This window comes from Kitasatospora sp. NPDC053308 (assembly GCF_055585785.1).
This window is the reverse complement of sequence record NZ_JBVJJY010000004.1, coordinates 303,301-317,744: the sequence shown is the minus strand read 5'-3', so window position 1 is coordinate 317,744 and position 14,444 is coordinate 303,301. Positions and strand designations below refer to the sequence as shown.

At 73.4% G+C, this 14,444-nt stretch carries 13 protein-coding genes; 12 read left to right on the top strand and 1 reads right to left on the bottom strand.

Annotation, left to right across the window (positions count from 1 at the left end; translation table 11 throughout):
* Nucleotides 1–8: 8 nt before the first annotated feature.
* From ACZ6Y7_RS12025 to ACZ6Y7_RS11970, 12 genes are all read left to right on the top strand, one after another.
* Nucleotides 9–734, top strand: coding sequence for an ABC transporter substrate-binding protein (locus tag ACZ6Y7_RS12025; RefSeq protein ID WP_465757768.1), 726 nt, complete (start codon nt 9–11; stop codon nt 732–734).
* The gene (locus ACZ6Y7_RS12020) at nt 710–997 is read left to right on the top strand and encodes a hypothetical protein (RefSeq protein WP_465757767.1); all 288 of its coding nucleotides are present in this window, start codon (nt 710–712) and stop codon (nt 995–997) included. The genes ACZ6Y7_RS12025 and ACZ6Y7_RS12020 overlap by 25 nt, the downstream gene beginning before the upstream one ends.
* A gap of 29 nt (nt 998–1,026) precedes the next feature.
* Nucleotides 1,027–2,136, top strand: coding sequence for an aryl-sulfate sulfotransferase (locus tag ACZ6Y7_RS12015; RefSeq protein WP_465757766.1), 1,110 nt, complete (start codon nt 1,027–1,029; stop codon nt 2,134–2,136).
* A gap of 436 nt (nt 2,137–2,572) precedes the next feature.
* Nucleotides 2,573–3,532: a TauD/TfdA dioxygenase family protein gene (locus ACZ6Y7_RS12010; RefSeq protein WP_465757765.1), complete on the top strand. Its 960-nt coding sequence runs from the start codon at nt 2,573–2,575 to the stop codon at nt 3,530–3,532.
* A gap of 126 nt (nt 3,533–3,658) precedes the next feature.
* Nucleotides 3,659–5,227 (top strand): ABC transporter substrate-binding protein, encoded by a 1,569-nt coding sequence (locus ACZ6Y7_RS12005; RefSeq protein ID WP_465757764.1) that lies wholly within the window; start codon nt 3,659–3,661, stop codon nt 5,225–5,227.
* Nucleotides 5,228–5,231: 4 nt separating this feature from the next.
* On the top strand, nt 5,232–6,176 hold the full coding sequence (locus ACZ6Y7_RS12000; RefSeq protein ID WP_465757763.1) for an ABC transporter permease: 945 nt from the start codon (nt 5,232–5,234) through the stop codon (nt 6,174–6,176).
* A 1-nt stretch (nt 6,177) separates the two neighbouring features.
* The gene (locus ACZ6Y7_RS11995; RefSeq protein ID WP_465757762.1) at nt 6,178–7,005 is read left to right on the top strand and encodes an ABC transporter permease; all 828 of its coding nucleotides are present in this window, start codon (nt 6,178–6,180) and stop codon (nt 7,003–7,005) included.
* Between the two features lie 125 nt (nt 7,006–7,130).
* Entirely contained in the window at nt 7,131–8,729 is a 1,599-nt protein-coding gene (locus tag ACZ6Y7_RS11990; RefSeq protein WP_465758023.1) for an ABC transporter ATP-binding protein, read from the top strand.
* Nucleotides 8,726–11,044, top strand: coding sequence for an arylsulfatase (locus ACZ6Y7_RS11985; protein WP_465757761.1), 2,319 nt, complete (start codon nt 8,726–8,728; stop codon nt 11,042–11,044). Before ACZ6Y7_RS11990 ends, ACZ6Y7_RS11985 begins: the two co-directional genes overlap by 4 nt.
* 152 nt (nt 11,045–11,196) lie before the next feature.
* The gene (locus ACZ6Y7_RS11980; RefSeq protein WP_465757760.1) at nt 11,197–11,832 is read left to right on the top strand and encodes a hypothetical protein; all 636 of its coding nucleotides are present in this window, start codon (nt 11,197–11,199) and stop codon (nt 11,830–11,832) included.
* Between the two features lie 315 nt (nt 11,833–12,147).
* On the top strand, nt 12,148–12,864 hold the full coding sequence (locus ACZ6Y7_RS11975) for a flavodoxin family protein (protein WP_465757759.1): 717 nt from the start codon (nt 12,148–12,150) through the stop codon (nt 12,862–12,864).
* Nucleotides 12,865–13,689: 825 nt separating this feature from the next.
* A complete protein-coding gene (locus ACZ6Y7_RS11970; protein WP_465757758.1) occupies nt 13,690–13,944 on the top strand; it encodes a hypothetical protein in 255 nt (84 codons plus the stop codon).
* A 237-nt stretch (nt 13,945–14,181) separates the two neighbouring features.
* On the opposite strand, the gene ACZ6Y7_RS11965 is transcribed toward ACZ6Y7_RS11970, so the two are convergent.
* Nucleotides 14,182–14,400: a DUF6480 family protein gene (locus tag ACZ6Y7_RS11965; RefSeq protein WP_465757757.1), complete on the bottom strand. Its 219-nt coding sequence runs from the start codon at nt 14,398–14,400 to the stop codon at nt 14,182–14,184.
* Nucleotides 14,401–14,444 lie beyond the last annotated feature (44 nt).

Here is a 14,444-nt window from a genome sequence, read left to right as displayed (position 1 = left end):
CCCTCACCGTGTCCAGACCCCGTACGGTCCTCGCCCTGCTGGTGGCCGCCCTGCTCACCACCCTCGCCGCCGCCTGCGCCGGCCCGCCCGCCGCGGCCGGGGACCCGACCGTCACCATCGCCGGCGGTGACTACCTGGGCGGCGCCCCCGTCTACCTCGCGGAGGACCACCGGCTCTGGTCCGCCGAGCACGTCCAGGCGAAGCTGCAGGCCTTCCCGACCGGCCGGGACGCGCTCAACGCCGTCCTCGGCGGCCAGGCCCAGATCGGCATCGTCGGCGACCTGCCCGCCGTCACCGCCGCCCTCACCGGACGCGAGCTGCGCGTCGTCGCGGACCTGTCCCGCTTCACCGACTGGCGGCTGCTCACCCGCACCGACCGCGGCCTCACCGGCTTCGACCGGCTCAAGGGGCGCCGGATCGGCCTTCCCCAGGGCACCAACGTCGAGTACGCGCTCTCCCGGATGCTCGCCTCGGCCGGACTCACCGCGGCCGACGTCCAGATCGTCAACCTCGCCCCCAACCAGATCCCCGCCGCCCTCGCCCGCGGCGACATCGACGCCGGCGCGACCTTCCCGGCTTCTACGACGCCACCCGCACCGCCCTCGGCGAGCGCTACGCCGAACTGCGCTTCACCGGCTACACCGCCCGCACCCTGCTGGTCGCCGGCCCGGCCGCGACCGACGCCGCCACCACCGCCGTCCTGCGCGCCGTGCTGCGGGCCCAGGCCGAGCTGACCGCCGACCCGGCCGCCGCCCGCCGCGCCGTGCTCGCCCAGTCCGGCGGCACCCTGCAGAGCGGGTACGTCGACGCCTTCCAGCCCGCCTACGAGTACCGGCCGACGCTCTCCCCCGAACTGCTCCAGCAGCTCCAGGACGAGGCCGGCTGGGCCAAGGCCGCCCAAGGCCTGCCCGGCCCCGCCGACCGCGCCGCACTGCTGGGCCGGCTGCACACCGGCCCGCTCGCCGCCGCCGACCCTGCCGCCGTGACCGTCCACTGAAGTCCCGTCCAACACAAAGGAGTTCACCGATGACCGTCGACCAGAACACCCTCCGCCGACGCGGCCTGGGCCTGCGCGCCCACGACCCCGCGCGCAGCTGGGGCGGCTACACCCTCTACACCCCGATCGCCGGCCCCGGCGACGTCCACCTCGTCGACATCGAGGGCCGCCCGGCCCACACCTGGCGGCTGCCGCACCCGCCCGGGCGGCACGCCCAGCTGCTCCCCAACGGCAACCTCTTCAACCAGGCCAAGGACACCACCGGCCCGAGCCTCTTCCCGATCTGGGACGTCTACCACGGCGGCATCCTCCAGGAGATCGCCCCCGACGGCACCGTGCTGCGCGAAGTCCGCCACCCCCACCACCACCATGACGCCTCCGTCCTGCGCAACGGCAACCTGCTGGTGCTCGGCGTCGAACCGCTCGACGCCGCCGACGCCGCCCGGATCCGCGGCGGCATCCCCGGCTCCGAGGCGCCCGGCGGGGTCATCCACGGCGACGTCGTGTACGAGCTGACCTGGGACGGCGAGGTGGTGTGGCGCTGGGCCGCGATCGACCACCTCGACCCCGAACGGACCCCGCTCAACCCGCACTTCGCGCGCGAGCACTGGCCGATGGCCAACACCGTCAACGAGCTGCGGGACGGCGGCGTCGTGGTGGGCTTCCGCAGCGCCTCCACCGCGGTGGCGATCGACCGTGCGGACGGCTCGGTGCGCTGGCGGATCGGCCCGGACGTGCTCGCCCAGCAGCACTACCCGCACGAGCTCCCCGGCGGGAACATCCTGGTCTTCGACAACGGCACCTACCGGGACACCACCTCGGTGCCGTACTCGCGGGTGGTCGAGATCGACCCGACGGACGGCCGGACGGTGTGGACCTACGAGGACAACCCGCCGCAGAACTTCTACAGCCCGTACATGTCCAGCGCGCAGCGGCTGCCCAACGGCAACACCTTCATCGCCGAGGGCTCCTTCGGCCGGCTCTTCGAGGTCACCCCGGACGGCGACGTGGTGTGGGAGTTCGTCGTCCCCGAGTTCGGCGCCTTCGGCCGGGGCGTCGGGCTGGAGTCCTCCCGGGGCGCGCAGAACGCGGTCTTCCGGGCCTACCGCTACTCCGCCGAGCAGATCCCCTGGCTCTGACCGCCTCCCGGAGCACTCGTCGCAGGGCCGACCTGCGACCTGCGGGCGGTCCGGGGACATCCCCGGACCGCCCGCCGTCATCGGCGGCCATCGGCCGCAACACGGCGTCACACACCGGCAACACCCGCTCCCACCAGGCGAGATGACGTTTGACAGGGAGCCCGGATGCTCGCCAGCATGAGCCCACGACCTGCTCGCAGCCGAGACTCGAAGGAGGGGCGATGACCGCCATGTGCTGCCGTACCGCGTGCCCCTCCTGTCGCTGCGCTTCCTGACGGTCCGCCCTCCGCGACCCGCGACCCGCTTCACGCGACCCGCTTCACGCTACCCGCGACCGGCGACCCGCGACCCGCGTTCCACGCACACCTTCCGCCGCGCCGAGGCCTCCGCCCGCCGCGCCGCTCACCCCTACCCGCTCGACCTCCGAGGGACAGCCATGACCACTGCCATCACCGAACTGCGTCTCACCCCGGCCGCCGGCCGCATCGGCGCGATCGTCCACGACGTCCGGCTCGGCGGCGACCTGCCCGCCGCGACCGTCGCCGCGATCGAGGCCGCCCTGTACCGGCACAAGGTGCTGTTCTTCCGCGGCCAGCAGCACCTGGACGACGCCGGGCACGAGGCCTTCGCCCGGCTGCTCGGGCAGCCGGTGGGCCACCCGACGGTGCCGAGCGCCGACGGCCGGTACGTCTTCGAGCTCGACGCCACCAAGGGCGTGCGGGCCAACAACTGGCACACCGACGTGACCTTCGTGCCCTCGTACCCGAAGGCCTCGATCCTGCGCGCCCTGGAGCTGCCGGAGGCCGGCGGCTCCACGGTGTGGGCCAACACGGCGGCCGCCTACCAGGACCTGCCGGCGCCCCTGAAGACGCTGGCCGAGAGCCTGCGCGCCGTCCACACCAACGACTACGACTACGCCGCCACCCTCGCGCTGACGCCCGAGCTGGCGGAGAACCGCGAGATCGCCGAGCTGTTCCGGCAGGTCTTCGTCTCGACCGCCTTCAAGACCGAGCACCCGCTGGTCCGGGTCCACCCGGTGACCGGCGAGCGCAGCCTGCTGCTCGGAGCCTTCGCCCAGCGGATCCAGGGCGTGTCGGGCGCCGACAGCAAGGCGCTGATCGGACTGTTCCAGCGCTACGTCGAGCGGCTGGAGAACACCGTCCGCTGGGACTGGCAGGTCGGCGACGTGGCCGTCTGGGACAACCGGGCCACCCAGCACTACGCCGTGAACGACTACGGCGACCAGCCGCGCCTGGTGCGCCGGATCACCCTGGACGGCGACCTGCCGGTCGGCGTGGACGGCACCCCGAGCCGCCTGCTGGAGCCCACCGAGCCGCCCGCCGTCGCGGGCATCGTGCCGGCCGAGCAGCTCGAGGCCGACCTGCCGGCCGCCTGAGGAACCACCGGCCCCGCCGGTCGGTCAGGGGCCGGAACCACCGGCCCCGCCAGGCGGTCCGGGGCCGGCGACACCGGCCCCGCCAGGTCCACCTCGCGCACACCACACCCGAAGGAACTCCCCGCAATGCACTCGCTCTCCCGCCGCTCCCTGCTGCGCGGCTCCCTGGCGGGGGCCGGTCTCCTCACCCTGGCGGCCTGCCGCTCGGCCGCCGAGACCGCCTCGAACGTCGCCGCCTCCGCGAGCCCCCGCCGCGGCGGCACGCTCACCGTGGCGACCGGCATCGACTTCACCCCGAGCCTGCTGTTCGCGCAGAGCGCCAACACCCTCGTCCAGCGGCTGGTCTTCAACACCCTGACCAGGTACGACGACCAGCTGAAGCCGCAGCCCGAACTCGCCACCTCCTGGCAGCTCGCGGACGACGGGAAGAGCATCACCGTCAAGCTCCGCGAGGACGTGCTCTTCCACAACGGACGGGCGTTCACCGCCGACGACGTCGTCTTCGCCGTCAAGAACCTCCAGGACCCCTCCCGCTCGGCCCAGTTGAGGGCCACCGCGGCCGCCGTCACGGACTTCCGCAAGAACGGCGACCACGAGCTGACCCTGGTGCTGGCGCACCCGGTGAGCAACCTGTTCGACCTCTTCGAATTCATGATCATCGCGGATCCGGCCACCGTCGAGGACGCCGTCGCCGGCAAACAGCTGATCGGCACCGGGCCGTTCCGCTTCGGTGAGCGCAAGCCGGGCGCCTCGATCGGCCTCACCCGCAACGAGCGGTACTGGAAACCCGGCCGCCCCTACCTGGACGGGGTGGAGATCCGGATCATCCCGCAGGCCGACTCCCTGCTCGCCTCGCTCAAGACCGGGCAGAGCCACCTCTCCTACAGCGTCCAGGGCAAGGACATCGCCACCCTCAAGGACGACGCCCGGTTCCGGATCACGCCCTACGACACCGGCGCCGGCGCCTACTACATCGGCGTCAACGTCACCGCCGAGCACGTGGGGGACAAGCGGGTCCGCCAGGCGATCGCCTGGGCCGTCGACCGGGACCGGCTGGTGCAGCAGGCCCTCGGCGGTTACGGTCTCGCCTCCTCCGCGCCCTGGCCCAAGTCCTCACCCGCGTACAGCGAGGCCGGCGCCACCCGGTACCGGCACGACCCGGCCAAGGCACGGGAGCTGCTCAAGCAGGCCGGTCTGGACGGCGGTGTCAGCCTGCCGTTCGCGCACTCGGCCACCCCGGAGGGCACCGCGATCGCCCAGATCCTGCAGTACGACCTCAAGCAGGTCGGCATCGAGACCGTGCTGCAGCCCACCGACTCGCCGACCATGCAGAAGCAGCTGATCTCGCAGACCATGCCCGCGCTGTGGACGCTCAGCCACGGCTTCGCCCAGCTCCACCCGGCCACCCTGGCGGTCAGCGCCTACCCGTTCAACGAGGCGAAGAACAGCTCGCACTTCTCCTCGCCCGCCTACACCGACCTCGTCCAGCGCGCCTGGAACCGTACCGAAGCCGACAGCGCCGGCGCCGAGGCCCAGGCGCTCTACCGGCAGATCACCGACACCCTGCTGGACGAGGAGTTCGTCATCGACCTCGCGATCGCCGGCGAGGTCGAGGTCGCCACCGCCGGGGTGCGCGGCGCGACGCTCAACAAGTTCACCTACCTCAACCTCGACGACGCCTACCTGGCGGCCTGAGCCGATGCGCACCTTCCTGCTCAAACGCCTGCCCTCGGCGCTGCTGGTCCTGCTCGCCGCCTCCTTCCTGGTCTTCCTGATCCTGCGCCTCATCCCCGGCGACCCCGCCACCAGCCTCGCCGGACCGGACGCCGGACCGGAGACGGTCGCCGCCGTCCGCACCCGACTCGGGCTCGACCAGCCGCTGCTCGGCCAGTACGTCACCTGGCTCGGCGACCTGCTCACCGGGGACCTCGGGCCCAGCTACGCGATCGGCGGACAGGTCGCCGACCTGATCGGCGACGGCCTCGGCGCCACGGTCGAACTCACCCTCGGCGCCGTGGTGCTCGTCATCGCGATCGCGCTGCCGCTCGGCGTGCTCGGCGCGACCGCGCGACGCGGCCCGGTGGCGGCCGCCGTCCGGGCGCTGACCACCGCGGCGCTGGCGGTGCCGCCCTTCGTCACCGGCGTGCTGCTCGTCCTCGTCTTCGCCGTCACCCTGCGGCTGCTGCCGCCCGGCGGGCACGAGTCGATCCTGGACCAGCCCGACCTCGGCCTGCAGTACCTGCTGCTGCCCGCGCTCTGCCTCGCCCTGCCCAGCGCCGCCGTCCTGGCCCGCTACCTCAAGGACGGCCTGGAACGCGCCCTCGCCGAGGACTACGTCCGCACCGCCACCGCGCTCGGCGTCGCCCGCCGCCGGATCGTCTGGCTGCACGCGCTGCCCAACGCCCTGCCCTCCGCGGTCACCGTGCTCGGCCTGCAGATCGGCCAACTCCTCGGCGGAGCAGTCCTGGTGGAGGCCATCTTCGCCTGGCCCGGCCTCGGCCAGCTCGCCGAACAGGGCGTGCTGCGCCGCGACTACCCGGTGGTACAGGACCTGCTCCTGCTGCTCGTCGCCGGCTACGTCGCCGTCCAACTGCTCACCGACCTGGCGTACGCCTGGCTCGACCCCCGGATCAGGTGGGAGTGACATGACCACCCTCGCTGTACGCCTCCCGCTGCCGGCCGGCCTGCGCAGCCCGCGCGGCCTCGTCGGCACCGCACTGGTCGGCGCGGTCGTCCTGGCCGGGCTGCTCGCACCCCTGCTGACCTCCGTCGATCCCACCGCGCAGAGCGCACTGGCCCTCGCCGCACCGAGCGGGGACCACCCCTTCGGCACCGACGACCTCGGCCGGGACCTGTTCAGCCGGGTCCTGTACGGGATCCGCACCGACCTGCTGATCAGCCTCACCGCCGTGCCCGTCGGCGCGGCGCTGGGCTGCGCGCTCGCGCTGCTGTCCGCACTCTCGCGCTGGGCCGACACCGCCGTGCAGCGGCTGTTCGACCTGCTGCTGGCCTTCCCCGGACTGATCCTGGCGCTCGCCGTCACCGCCGTCCTCGGCCCCGGCCGGTGGCCGGTCGTCATCGTGATCGCGCTGGCCGAGATCCCCGGCTTCGGCCGCCAGCTGCGCGCCGGGATCCTCGTCCAGCGCGAGCGCGAGTACGCGCTCGCCGCCCGGGTCGGCGGGGCCTCGCGGCTGCGGGTGCTGCTGCGCCACGTCCTCCCCAACGCCGTCGACCCGCTGATCGTGCAGGGCGCCATCGCGCTGTCGCTCGCCGTCTTCATCGAGGGCGCGATGAGTTTCCTCGGGGTGGGCGTCCGGCCCCCGGAGCCCTCGCTCGGCGGCATCCTCAGCCAGTCGATGGCCTACCTCGCCACCCACCCCGCCTTCGCGGCCGCCCCGCTGGTCGCGGTCACCGCCCTGGTGCTCGGCCTCACCCTGATCGCCGAGGCCCTGAACGAGGGGATCCGCCGTTGAACGCCGCCGCCAAGGACGTCGCCGCCACGGATGTCGCCGCCACGGCCATCGCCGCCACGGCCGTCGACGCCGTCGCCGAGGGCGCGGACGCCGTGACCGAGGGGGTCACCGCCGTCGCCGAGGGCGTGGCCACCGTCACCACGGGCACCGACGCCGTCCTCGACGTCCGGGACCTGACGGTTCGGTTCGGCGCGACCGAGGCCGTCTCCGGAGCCGGCTTCGCGCTGGCCGCCGGCGAGAGCCTGGGCATCGTCGGCGAGTCCGGCTCCGGCAAGTCCACCACCGCGCTCGCGCTCCTGCGGATGCTGCCCGCCGGAGGCCGGATCACCGGCGGCTCGGTGCTGCTGGACGGCCGGGACCTCGCCGCGCTGTCCGAACCGGCCCTGCGCGAGGTCCGGGGGCGCCGGATCGCGATGATCTTCCAGGACCCGATGTCCTCGCTCAACCCGGTGCTCACCATCGGCCGCCAGCTCGACGAGGCACTGCGCGCCCACGGCGCCGACGGCCGCGCCGCGCGCACCGCCCGGGCCGCCGAACTCCTCGACCTGGTCGGCATCCCCGATGCCGCGCGGCGCCTGCGCGACCACCCGCACCAGTTCTCCGGCGGCCAGCGCCAGCGCATCATGATCGCGCTCGCCCTGGCCGGCGACCCGGACGTGCTGGTCGCCGACGAACCCACCACCGCCCTCGACCCGACCGTCCAGCAGCAGATCCTCCGCCTGCTGGAACGGATCAACCGCGAACGCGGCACCGCACTCGTGCTGATCAGCCACGACCTCGGCGTCATCGCCCGGACCTGCCGGCGGATCCTGGTCATGCACCAGGGCCGGGTGGTCGAGCACGGCCGTACCGAGGACGTCCTCACCCGGCCCGCACACCCCTACACCGCACGGCTGCTGGCCACCGTCCCCCGCCTGGACGCGCCGTCGGAAGCCGCCGCGCACACCACCCCCGACGGCGCGCCGCTGCTCACGGTCAGCGGACTGCGCAAGACGTACGGGACGCGCCGCCGCGCCGTCACCGCCCTGGACGGCGTCGACCTGGTGCTGCGCCCGGGAGAGACCCTCGGCCTGGTCGGCGAGTCCGGCTCCGGGAAGTCCACCCTCGCCCGCGCCCTCGTCCGGGCGCACGCCCCGAGCGCGGGCGAGATCCGCTACCGGGGCGAGGACCTGGCGGCCTCCCGGGCCGCCCGGCGCGAGATCCAGATGGTCTTCCAGGACCCGTACTCCTCCCTCAACCCCCGGATGACGGTCGGGCAGATCCTCGCCGAGCCGCTGATCGCCCACGGCCTCGGCGACCGGTCGCAGCGCGCGGCCCGGGTCGCCGACCTGCTCACCCAGGTCGGCCTGGACCCGGCCGCCGCCGACCGCCACCCGCGCGCCTTCTCCGGCGGCCAGCGCCAGCGCATCGGCATCGCCCGCGCGCTCGCCCCCGGCCCCTCCGTCCTGATCTGCGACGAACCCGTCTCGGCCCTCGACGTCTCCGTCCAGGCACAGGTGCTCGACCTGCTCACGCGCCTGCAGCGCGAACTCGGCCTGGCGATCCTCTTCATCGCCCACGACCTCGCCGTGGTCCGGCAGGTCAGCCACCGGATCGCCGTCATGCACCGCGGGCGCATCGTCGAGACCGGCCCCGCCGACCGCGTCGTCACCGACCCGCAGGACCCCTACACCGCCGGCCTGCTGGCCGCCGTACCGCACCTGACCACCCGGAGCACCGCATGACCACCCGCCGCGACCCGTACGACGGCTTCCCCGGCACCGTCGGCCGCACCTTCCGCGATTCCACGCCCGCCTGGCCCGCCCGCACCCGGGCCCGCCGGGGCGCACCCAACATCGTCGTCGTGCTGATCGACGACATGGGCTACAGCGACATCGGCCCGTTCGGCTCGGAGATCCCCACCCCGACCCTCGACCGCCTCGCCGCGACCGGCGTCCGGCTCGCCAACTACCACACCATGCCGCTCTGCTCGCCCGCCCGCGCGGCGCTGCTCACCGGCCTCAACCCGCACCGGGTCGGCTACTCCTTCGTCGCCAACGCCGATCCCGGCTTCCCCGGCTACGGCATGGAAGTGGCCCGCGACATCCCCACCCTGGCCGAGCTGCTGCACGACGCAGGCTACGCCACCTACGCCGTCGGCAAGTGGCACCTCACCCGCGACTCCGCCTCCAACGCGGCGGACGACCGCTCCAACTGGCCGCTGCAGAAGGGCTTCGACCAGTACTACGGCGTCCTGGAGGGCCTCACCAGCCTCTTCCACCCGCACCAACTGGTCCGCGACAACAGCCCGCTGGACATCGACGAGTTCCCCGACGGCTACTACTACACCGACGACCTCACCGACCAGGCGATCGCCATGGTCAAGTCGCTGCGCGCCCACGACGCCGACAAGCCGTTCCTGCTCTACCTCGCGCACAACGCCGTGCACGGCCCGCTCCAGGCCAAGCCCGAGGACCTCGCCCGGCACCGGGGCCGCTACGACGGCGGCTGGGACGAGCTGCGCGCCGCCCGCTTCGCCCGCCAACTCGCCGCCGGCCACTTCCCGGACGGCACCCGGCTGCCCGAACGCAACGCCGAACAGGGCTTCGACGTCGGACCGTGGAGCGAACTCACCGACGTCCAGAAGAAGTTGTACGCCCGCTACATGGAGGTCTACGCGGCGATGGTCGACAACGTCGACCAGAACCTCGGCCGGCTCACCGACACCCTCGCCGCCCTCGGCGAACTCGACAACACCATCATCCTGTTCACCTCCGACAACGGCGGCACCGGCGAGGGCGGCCCCGAGGGCACCCGCAGCTACTTCAGCCGCTTCGTCCACCACCCCCGGCTCCCCGCCGACTGGAACCCGGACGTCGAGCGCGAGATCGACCTGATCGGTGGCCCGCAGAGCCTGGTCCACTACCCGCGCGGCTGGGGCATGGCCTCCAACACGCCGTTCCGCCTCTACAAGGGCCAGACCTACGCGGGCGGCGTGCGCGTCCCGTTCGTCCTCTCCTGGCCGGCCGGACTGCCGCGCGCCGAGGGCGACACCGGTGTGCGGCAGCAGTACCAGTACGTCACGGACATCCTCCCCACCCTGCTCGACCTGGCGGGCGTCCAGCGGCCGCGAGAACGCGGGGGCCGGCCCGTCCAGGAGCTCGACGGCACCAGCTTCGCCCCCGTCCTGCGCGACCCGGCCGCCGACTCCACCCACGGCGAGCAGTACTGCGAGATGACCGGCAACCGCAGCTACTACCGCGACGGCTGGAAGCTGGTCACGCTGCACCGCCCCGGCACGCCCTACGACGACGGCGAATGGGCCCTCTACGACCTGAGCACCGACCCGACCGAGATCGACGACGTCGCCGCGGAACACCCGGAGGTCGTCAAGGAGTTGGCCGAGGCCTGGGAGAACGCCGCCTGGCGCAACGGCGTCTTCCCGCTCGCCGACGGCTCCGGCGCGCTCGCCCTGCGCCACCCCGAGGACGCCCGGCTGCGCCGGCCGCTCACCCTGCTCGCCGGCACGCCCGAGCTGGAGCGCTACCGCTCCTCCCGGCTGATCTCCTTCCGCTCCTTCGACATCGTCGTGGACCTCGTCGAGCACCGCGCCGAGGACCACGGCGTGCTGGTCTCGCACGGCGACCAGGGCGGCGGCTACAGCCTGTACGTCGAGGACGGGCGGCTGCGCTTCGCCTACAACGAGTACGGCGAGCTGTACGAGGCGGACGGCGGCGAACTCCCGCACGGAGCCCGTACGGTGAGCGTCCGGGCCACGGCGGTGGCGGACCTCAAGTGGGAGTTCCGCCTGCTCGTCGACGGGGTGCGGACCGGCCGGCTCGGCCCGGTGCACCAGCTGATCGGCATGGCCCCCTTCCAGGGCATCAGCGTCGGCGTCGACCGCAAGTCCCCGGTCTCCTGGCCGCTGTACGAGCGCCACCGCAGCTTCCGCTACACCGGCCGCCTCCACTCGGTCACCTACCTCCCGGGCGAACCGGCCCCCTACGACCCGGAGACCGTCGCCCAAGCGCTGCGGGAGGCCGCCGCGGCCTTCGAGTGACCACCCGGGAGCCCCGCGTCCGAACGCTCCCGGAAGGAGTCGGGGCCGTCCAGCCGCGCCCGTCCAGGCCCAGGTCGCGAGGCGCACCCGCGCCGAGCCGGTCACGCCGGGGCGGTACGACCGCGGCGATCGGGCCGGGAGACGCTGCTCAGGTGCACCAGAACAACACCCGGGTGCAGCTCGGCGTGGCGGTCGGGCTGGGCGGCTGCCGGGTGGCCGAGGTCGGCGGGAAGGGCCCGGTGTTCGGCGTGCTCGCGCTCGGCGAGGGCTGCGCGGGCGCGGGCCCCGCCGGAGCGGGGGAGGACACCGGCCCGGGCGCGCCCGAGGGCGTCGCGGCCGTCGTGGTCGGGCTGCCGGACGGCTTGGGCCGGGCCGTGCTGGTGGAGGGCTGCGGCCGGGCCGTGGTCGTGACGGACACCGGTACCGGCGCGGCCGGTGCCGTGGGAGCCGCCGAGGCGTTCGGCGAGGGCGACTCGGCGCCCGCGGAGGCCGGGGCCACCGCCCCGTCCGAGCTGCCGCCCGTCACCAGGACGGCGGCCAGCCCGCAGACCACCGCCCCGGCCGCCGACACCCCCACGACCACACCCCGCCGCCGGCCGCCCCGCCGCCGAGCAGCCCGCTCCGCACGCGCCGCCGCGCGCCCCGGCGCCGCGCCCGCGGCGGACGACTCCTCGCCCGGTCCCGCCGCCGGAGGCTGCGCCGTCTCCTCGGCGACGGACTCGGCGGCCCGCCCGCAGCCGGGGCAGGAGAGCGCGCCGTTGAGGTGGCGTCGGCAGGGCGTGCAGTAACTCATGAGGTCTTTCCAAAGCTGCGGCATGACCGGGATCCCGGCGACGGCCGCCGGGCGCCCGCGGACCGGGCCGGATTGCCTGCGAGCGTACGCAGACCGCACCGCCTCGCGACACCCGGCCGAGGCGATTCTTCTGCGCGGGTCAGGTGTGGTTCGTGTGACGACCCGACCGCTGCGGCCATCCGGGTGAACGCCGGCCCACCCGGGCACCCCGCCCGCGTGCGCCGTCCGCCGTCTCCACGCGCCGGACCGGGAGAGTGGGCGGGCACCCGATCGCGTCCTCCTCATCCCTCCTCCCCAAGGGAACGCCCCGATGCTCGACACCACCACGTCCTACCACGACCTCCGCGCCCTGGTGATCAACTGCACCCTCAAGCGCTCCCCGGAGCGCAGCCACACCCAGGGCCTGATCGACGTCAGTACCGCCATCCTGCAACGCCAGGGCGTCGCGGTCGACGTCCTGCGGGCCGTGGACCTCGACATCGCGACGGGTGTCTGGCCGGACATGACCGAGCACGGCTGGGAGACCGACGAATGGCCGGTCGTCTACTCCCAGGTCATGGCCGCCGACATCCTGACGCTCGCCGGCCCCGTGTGGCTCGGGGACAACTCCTCCGTGATGAAGAAGGTCATCGAGCGGCTGTACGCCTGTTCCTCGATCCTCAACCCCGAAGGTCAGTACGCTTACTACGGCCGCGTCGGCGGCTGCCTGATCACCGGCAACGAGGACGGCGCCAAGCACTGCGCGATGAACGTCCTCTACAGCCTCCAGCACCTCGGCTACACCATCCCCCCGCAGGCCGACGCCGGCTGGGTCGGCGAAGCCGGCCCGGGCCCCTCCTACCTGGACCCCGGTTCCGGCGGCCCGGACAACGACTTCACCAATCGCAACACCACCTTCATGACCTGGAACCAGCTCCACCTCGCCCGCATGCTCAAGGACGCCGGCGGCATCCCCGCCCACGGCAACCAGCGCTCCGAATGGGACGCCGGCTGCCGCTTCGACTTCGAGAACCCCGAACACCGCTGAGCTGCCGGCTTCGGTGAAGCCCCACCTGGAGCCTGATCGCGGCCCTGTCCGATCGTCATGGGTGGACTTCATCGGCCGCTTCAACGGGGTTGGACGGCAGCTTCGGGGCGGGGAGGCGGCCGTCGTCGTCGGCGGGCCTTCAGCTGGATGGCGGCTCTCCGGGCGGATGGACGACCTACCCGATGTCGTGCACGTCACCGTCCTCGACCCGTCTGGTCCGGGCCACTTCCTCATGACGTCGGCCCGGAAGACGGCGAAGGGGTGGTCAAGCCTTCTTGACCACCCCTTCGCCTTGACCGATCCGGTCAGTCTCCGACGAGGCGGACGACGTATGCAGGCTCCGCCATGGCGCGCTGGAGCAGTGTGCGGAGTCCGTCGAGGAATTCCCGCTGCTCCGTCGGAACGGGCCGATCGGCGATTCGTTCCAACTCGGTGAGGGGCCGACTCGCAGAAGTGGTGGTCGAATTCGGAGTCGTCGTAGGGATCGACACATGCCAGTGTGGGAAGGGCCTCGGGGTCGGCCGCGGCGAGCGCGGATCCGCGTTTCGCCGTCCTCGGGGAGGAAAGACACGATGTCCGAAGCGGCGGTCCGACGGGTGTAGTCGCTTCCGTGCGGGCAAGACGTGGTCACCGATACCCTCGGGCGCCGCGGTCCCGATCGGCGGGAAGGCCGGCTCGTCCTGACTCACGTCACTGAGGTTCTCCGCCCGGAGCCGCGGGCGGGGTCGGCACCGTGACGGACTGGGCCACCGAGGTCGAGTTCCTGCTGCCGGGCGGCCGGCGCAAGGTACGCCCGGACGCGGTGCTCCAGCCTCGGAGATCGGGGTGCCGGTCCTGAAGGTCGAGGTCGACCGCTCCATCCCGGCGCCGGAGCGGGTCGACGCGAAGTCCACCGCCTACCGCGAGCTGTTCCGCACCAAGGAGAGCACCGGCCCCGCGCCGGCCGACCGGGGCCCGGCCGGCGGCACCGTGCACTGGTGGCGCCGTGCCCGCCCCGGCCGCCACCCCCGCCCCGCCAACTTTTCGAGGGCCTCGAGAGCCTCACCTCCGCAATCGGCGCCGACGTCCTCGCGCACCTGACCGAAGCCGTCCTCGCCCCCGAACTGGGTTTGCTACTGGCCGAGTTCCACAAGCGCCCCGGCGCGCACGACCCGGCACCGACGCCCGCCGTTCCGCGACTCGAACGGGGACGGCCAGGCAATCCGGTGGGGACAGGCAGGCAACCCGCCGCTCAGGACCCGGCCGGCAGCGCCACAACGGGCTGCGCGAGATCGGCCTCGACCACGGTCCGCGGCGTCGGGCGTCATCCCGGACGGGTCACCATCCCGCGATCCTCCCCACGGCGAACCCCACGCAGCACACCACCATGACGCCGATCACCAGCAGGGGGATCCAGCCGGGCCAGGCCGTGTGGAGCTCGACCGACTCCGGGGTCGAAATGCCGGAGCACGTCGACGCCTCGCATTCGGGCGTCTCGCTGGGAGGGCTTGCGGGCACGGGCCGCTCACGGGCGGGGACGTGCTGGTCGATGGTCATGTCGTCCTCCCGATGCCGGACGTTCGGGTAAGCGCGGAACGGAA

Coding starts and splice junctions, on each gene's coding strand:
- ACZ6Y7_RS12015 (WP_465757766.1), top strand. CDS start 1,027: ATGACCGTCGACCAGAACACCCTCCGCCGACGCGGCCTGGGCCTGCGC.
- ACZ6Y7_RS12010 (WP_465757765.1), top strand. CDS start 2,573: ATGACCACTGCCATCACCGAACTGCGTCTCACCCCGGCCGCCGGCCGC.
- ACZ6Y7_RS12005 (WP_465757764.1), top strand. CDS start 3,659: ATGCACTCGCTCTCCCGCCGCTCCCTGCTGCGCGGCTCCCTGGCGGGG.
- ACZ6Y7_RS12000 (WP_465757763.1), top strand. CDS start 5,232: ATGCGCACCTTCCTGCTCAAACGCCTGCCCTCGGCGCTGCTGGTCCTG.
- ACZ6Y7_RS11995 (WP_465757762.1), top strand. CDS start 6,178: ATGACCACCCTCGCTGTACGCCTCCCGCTGCCGGCCGGCCTGCGCAGC.
- ACZ6Y7_RS11985 (WP_465757761.1), top strand. CDS start 8,726: ATGACCACCCGCCGCGACCCGTACGACGGCTTCCCCGGCACCGTCGGC.
- ACZ6Y7_RS11975 (WP_465757759.1), top strand. CDS start 12,148: ATGCTCGACACCACCACGTCCTACCACGACCTCCGCGCCCTGGTGATC.
- ACZ6Y7_RS11965 (WP_465757757.1), bottom strand. CDS start 14,400: ATGACCATCGACCAGCACGTCCCCGCCCGTGAGCGGCCCGTGCCCGCA.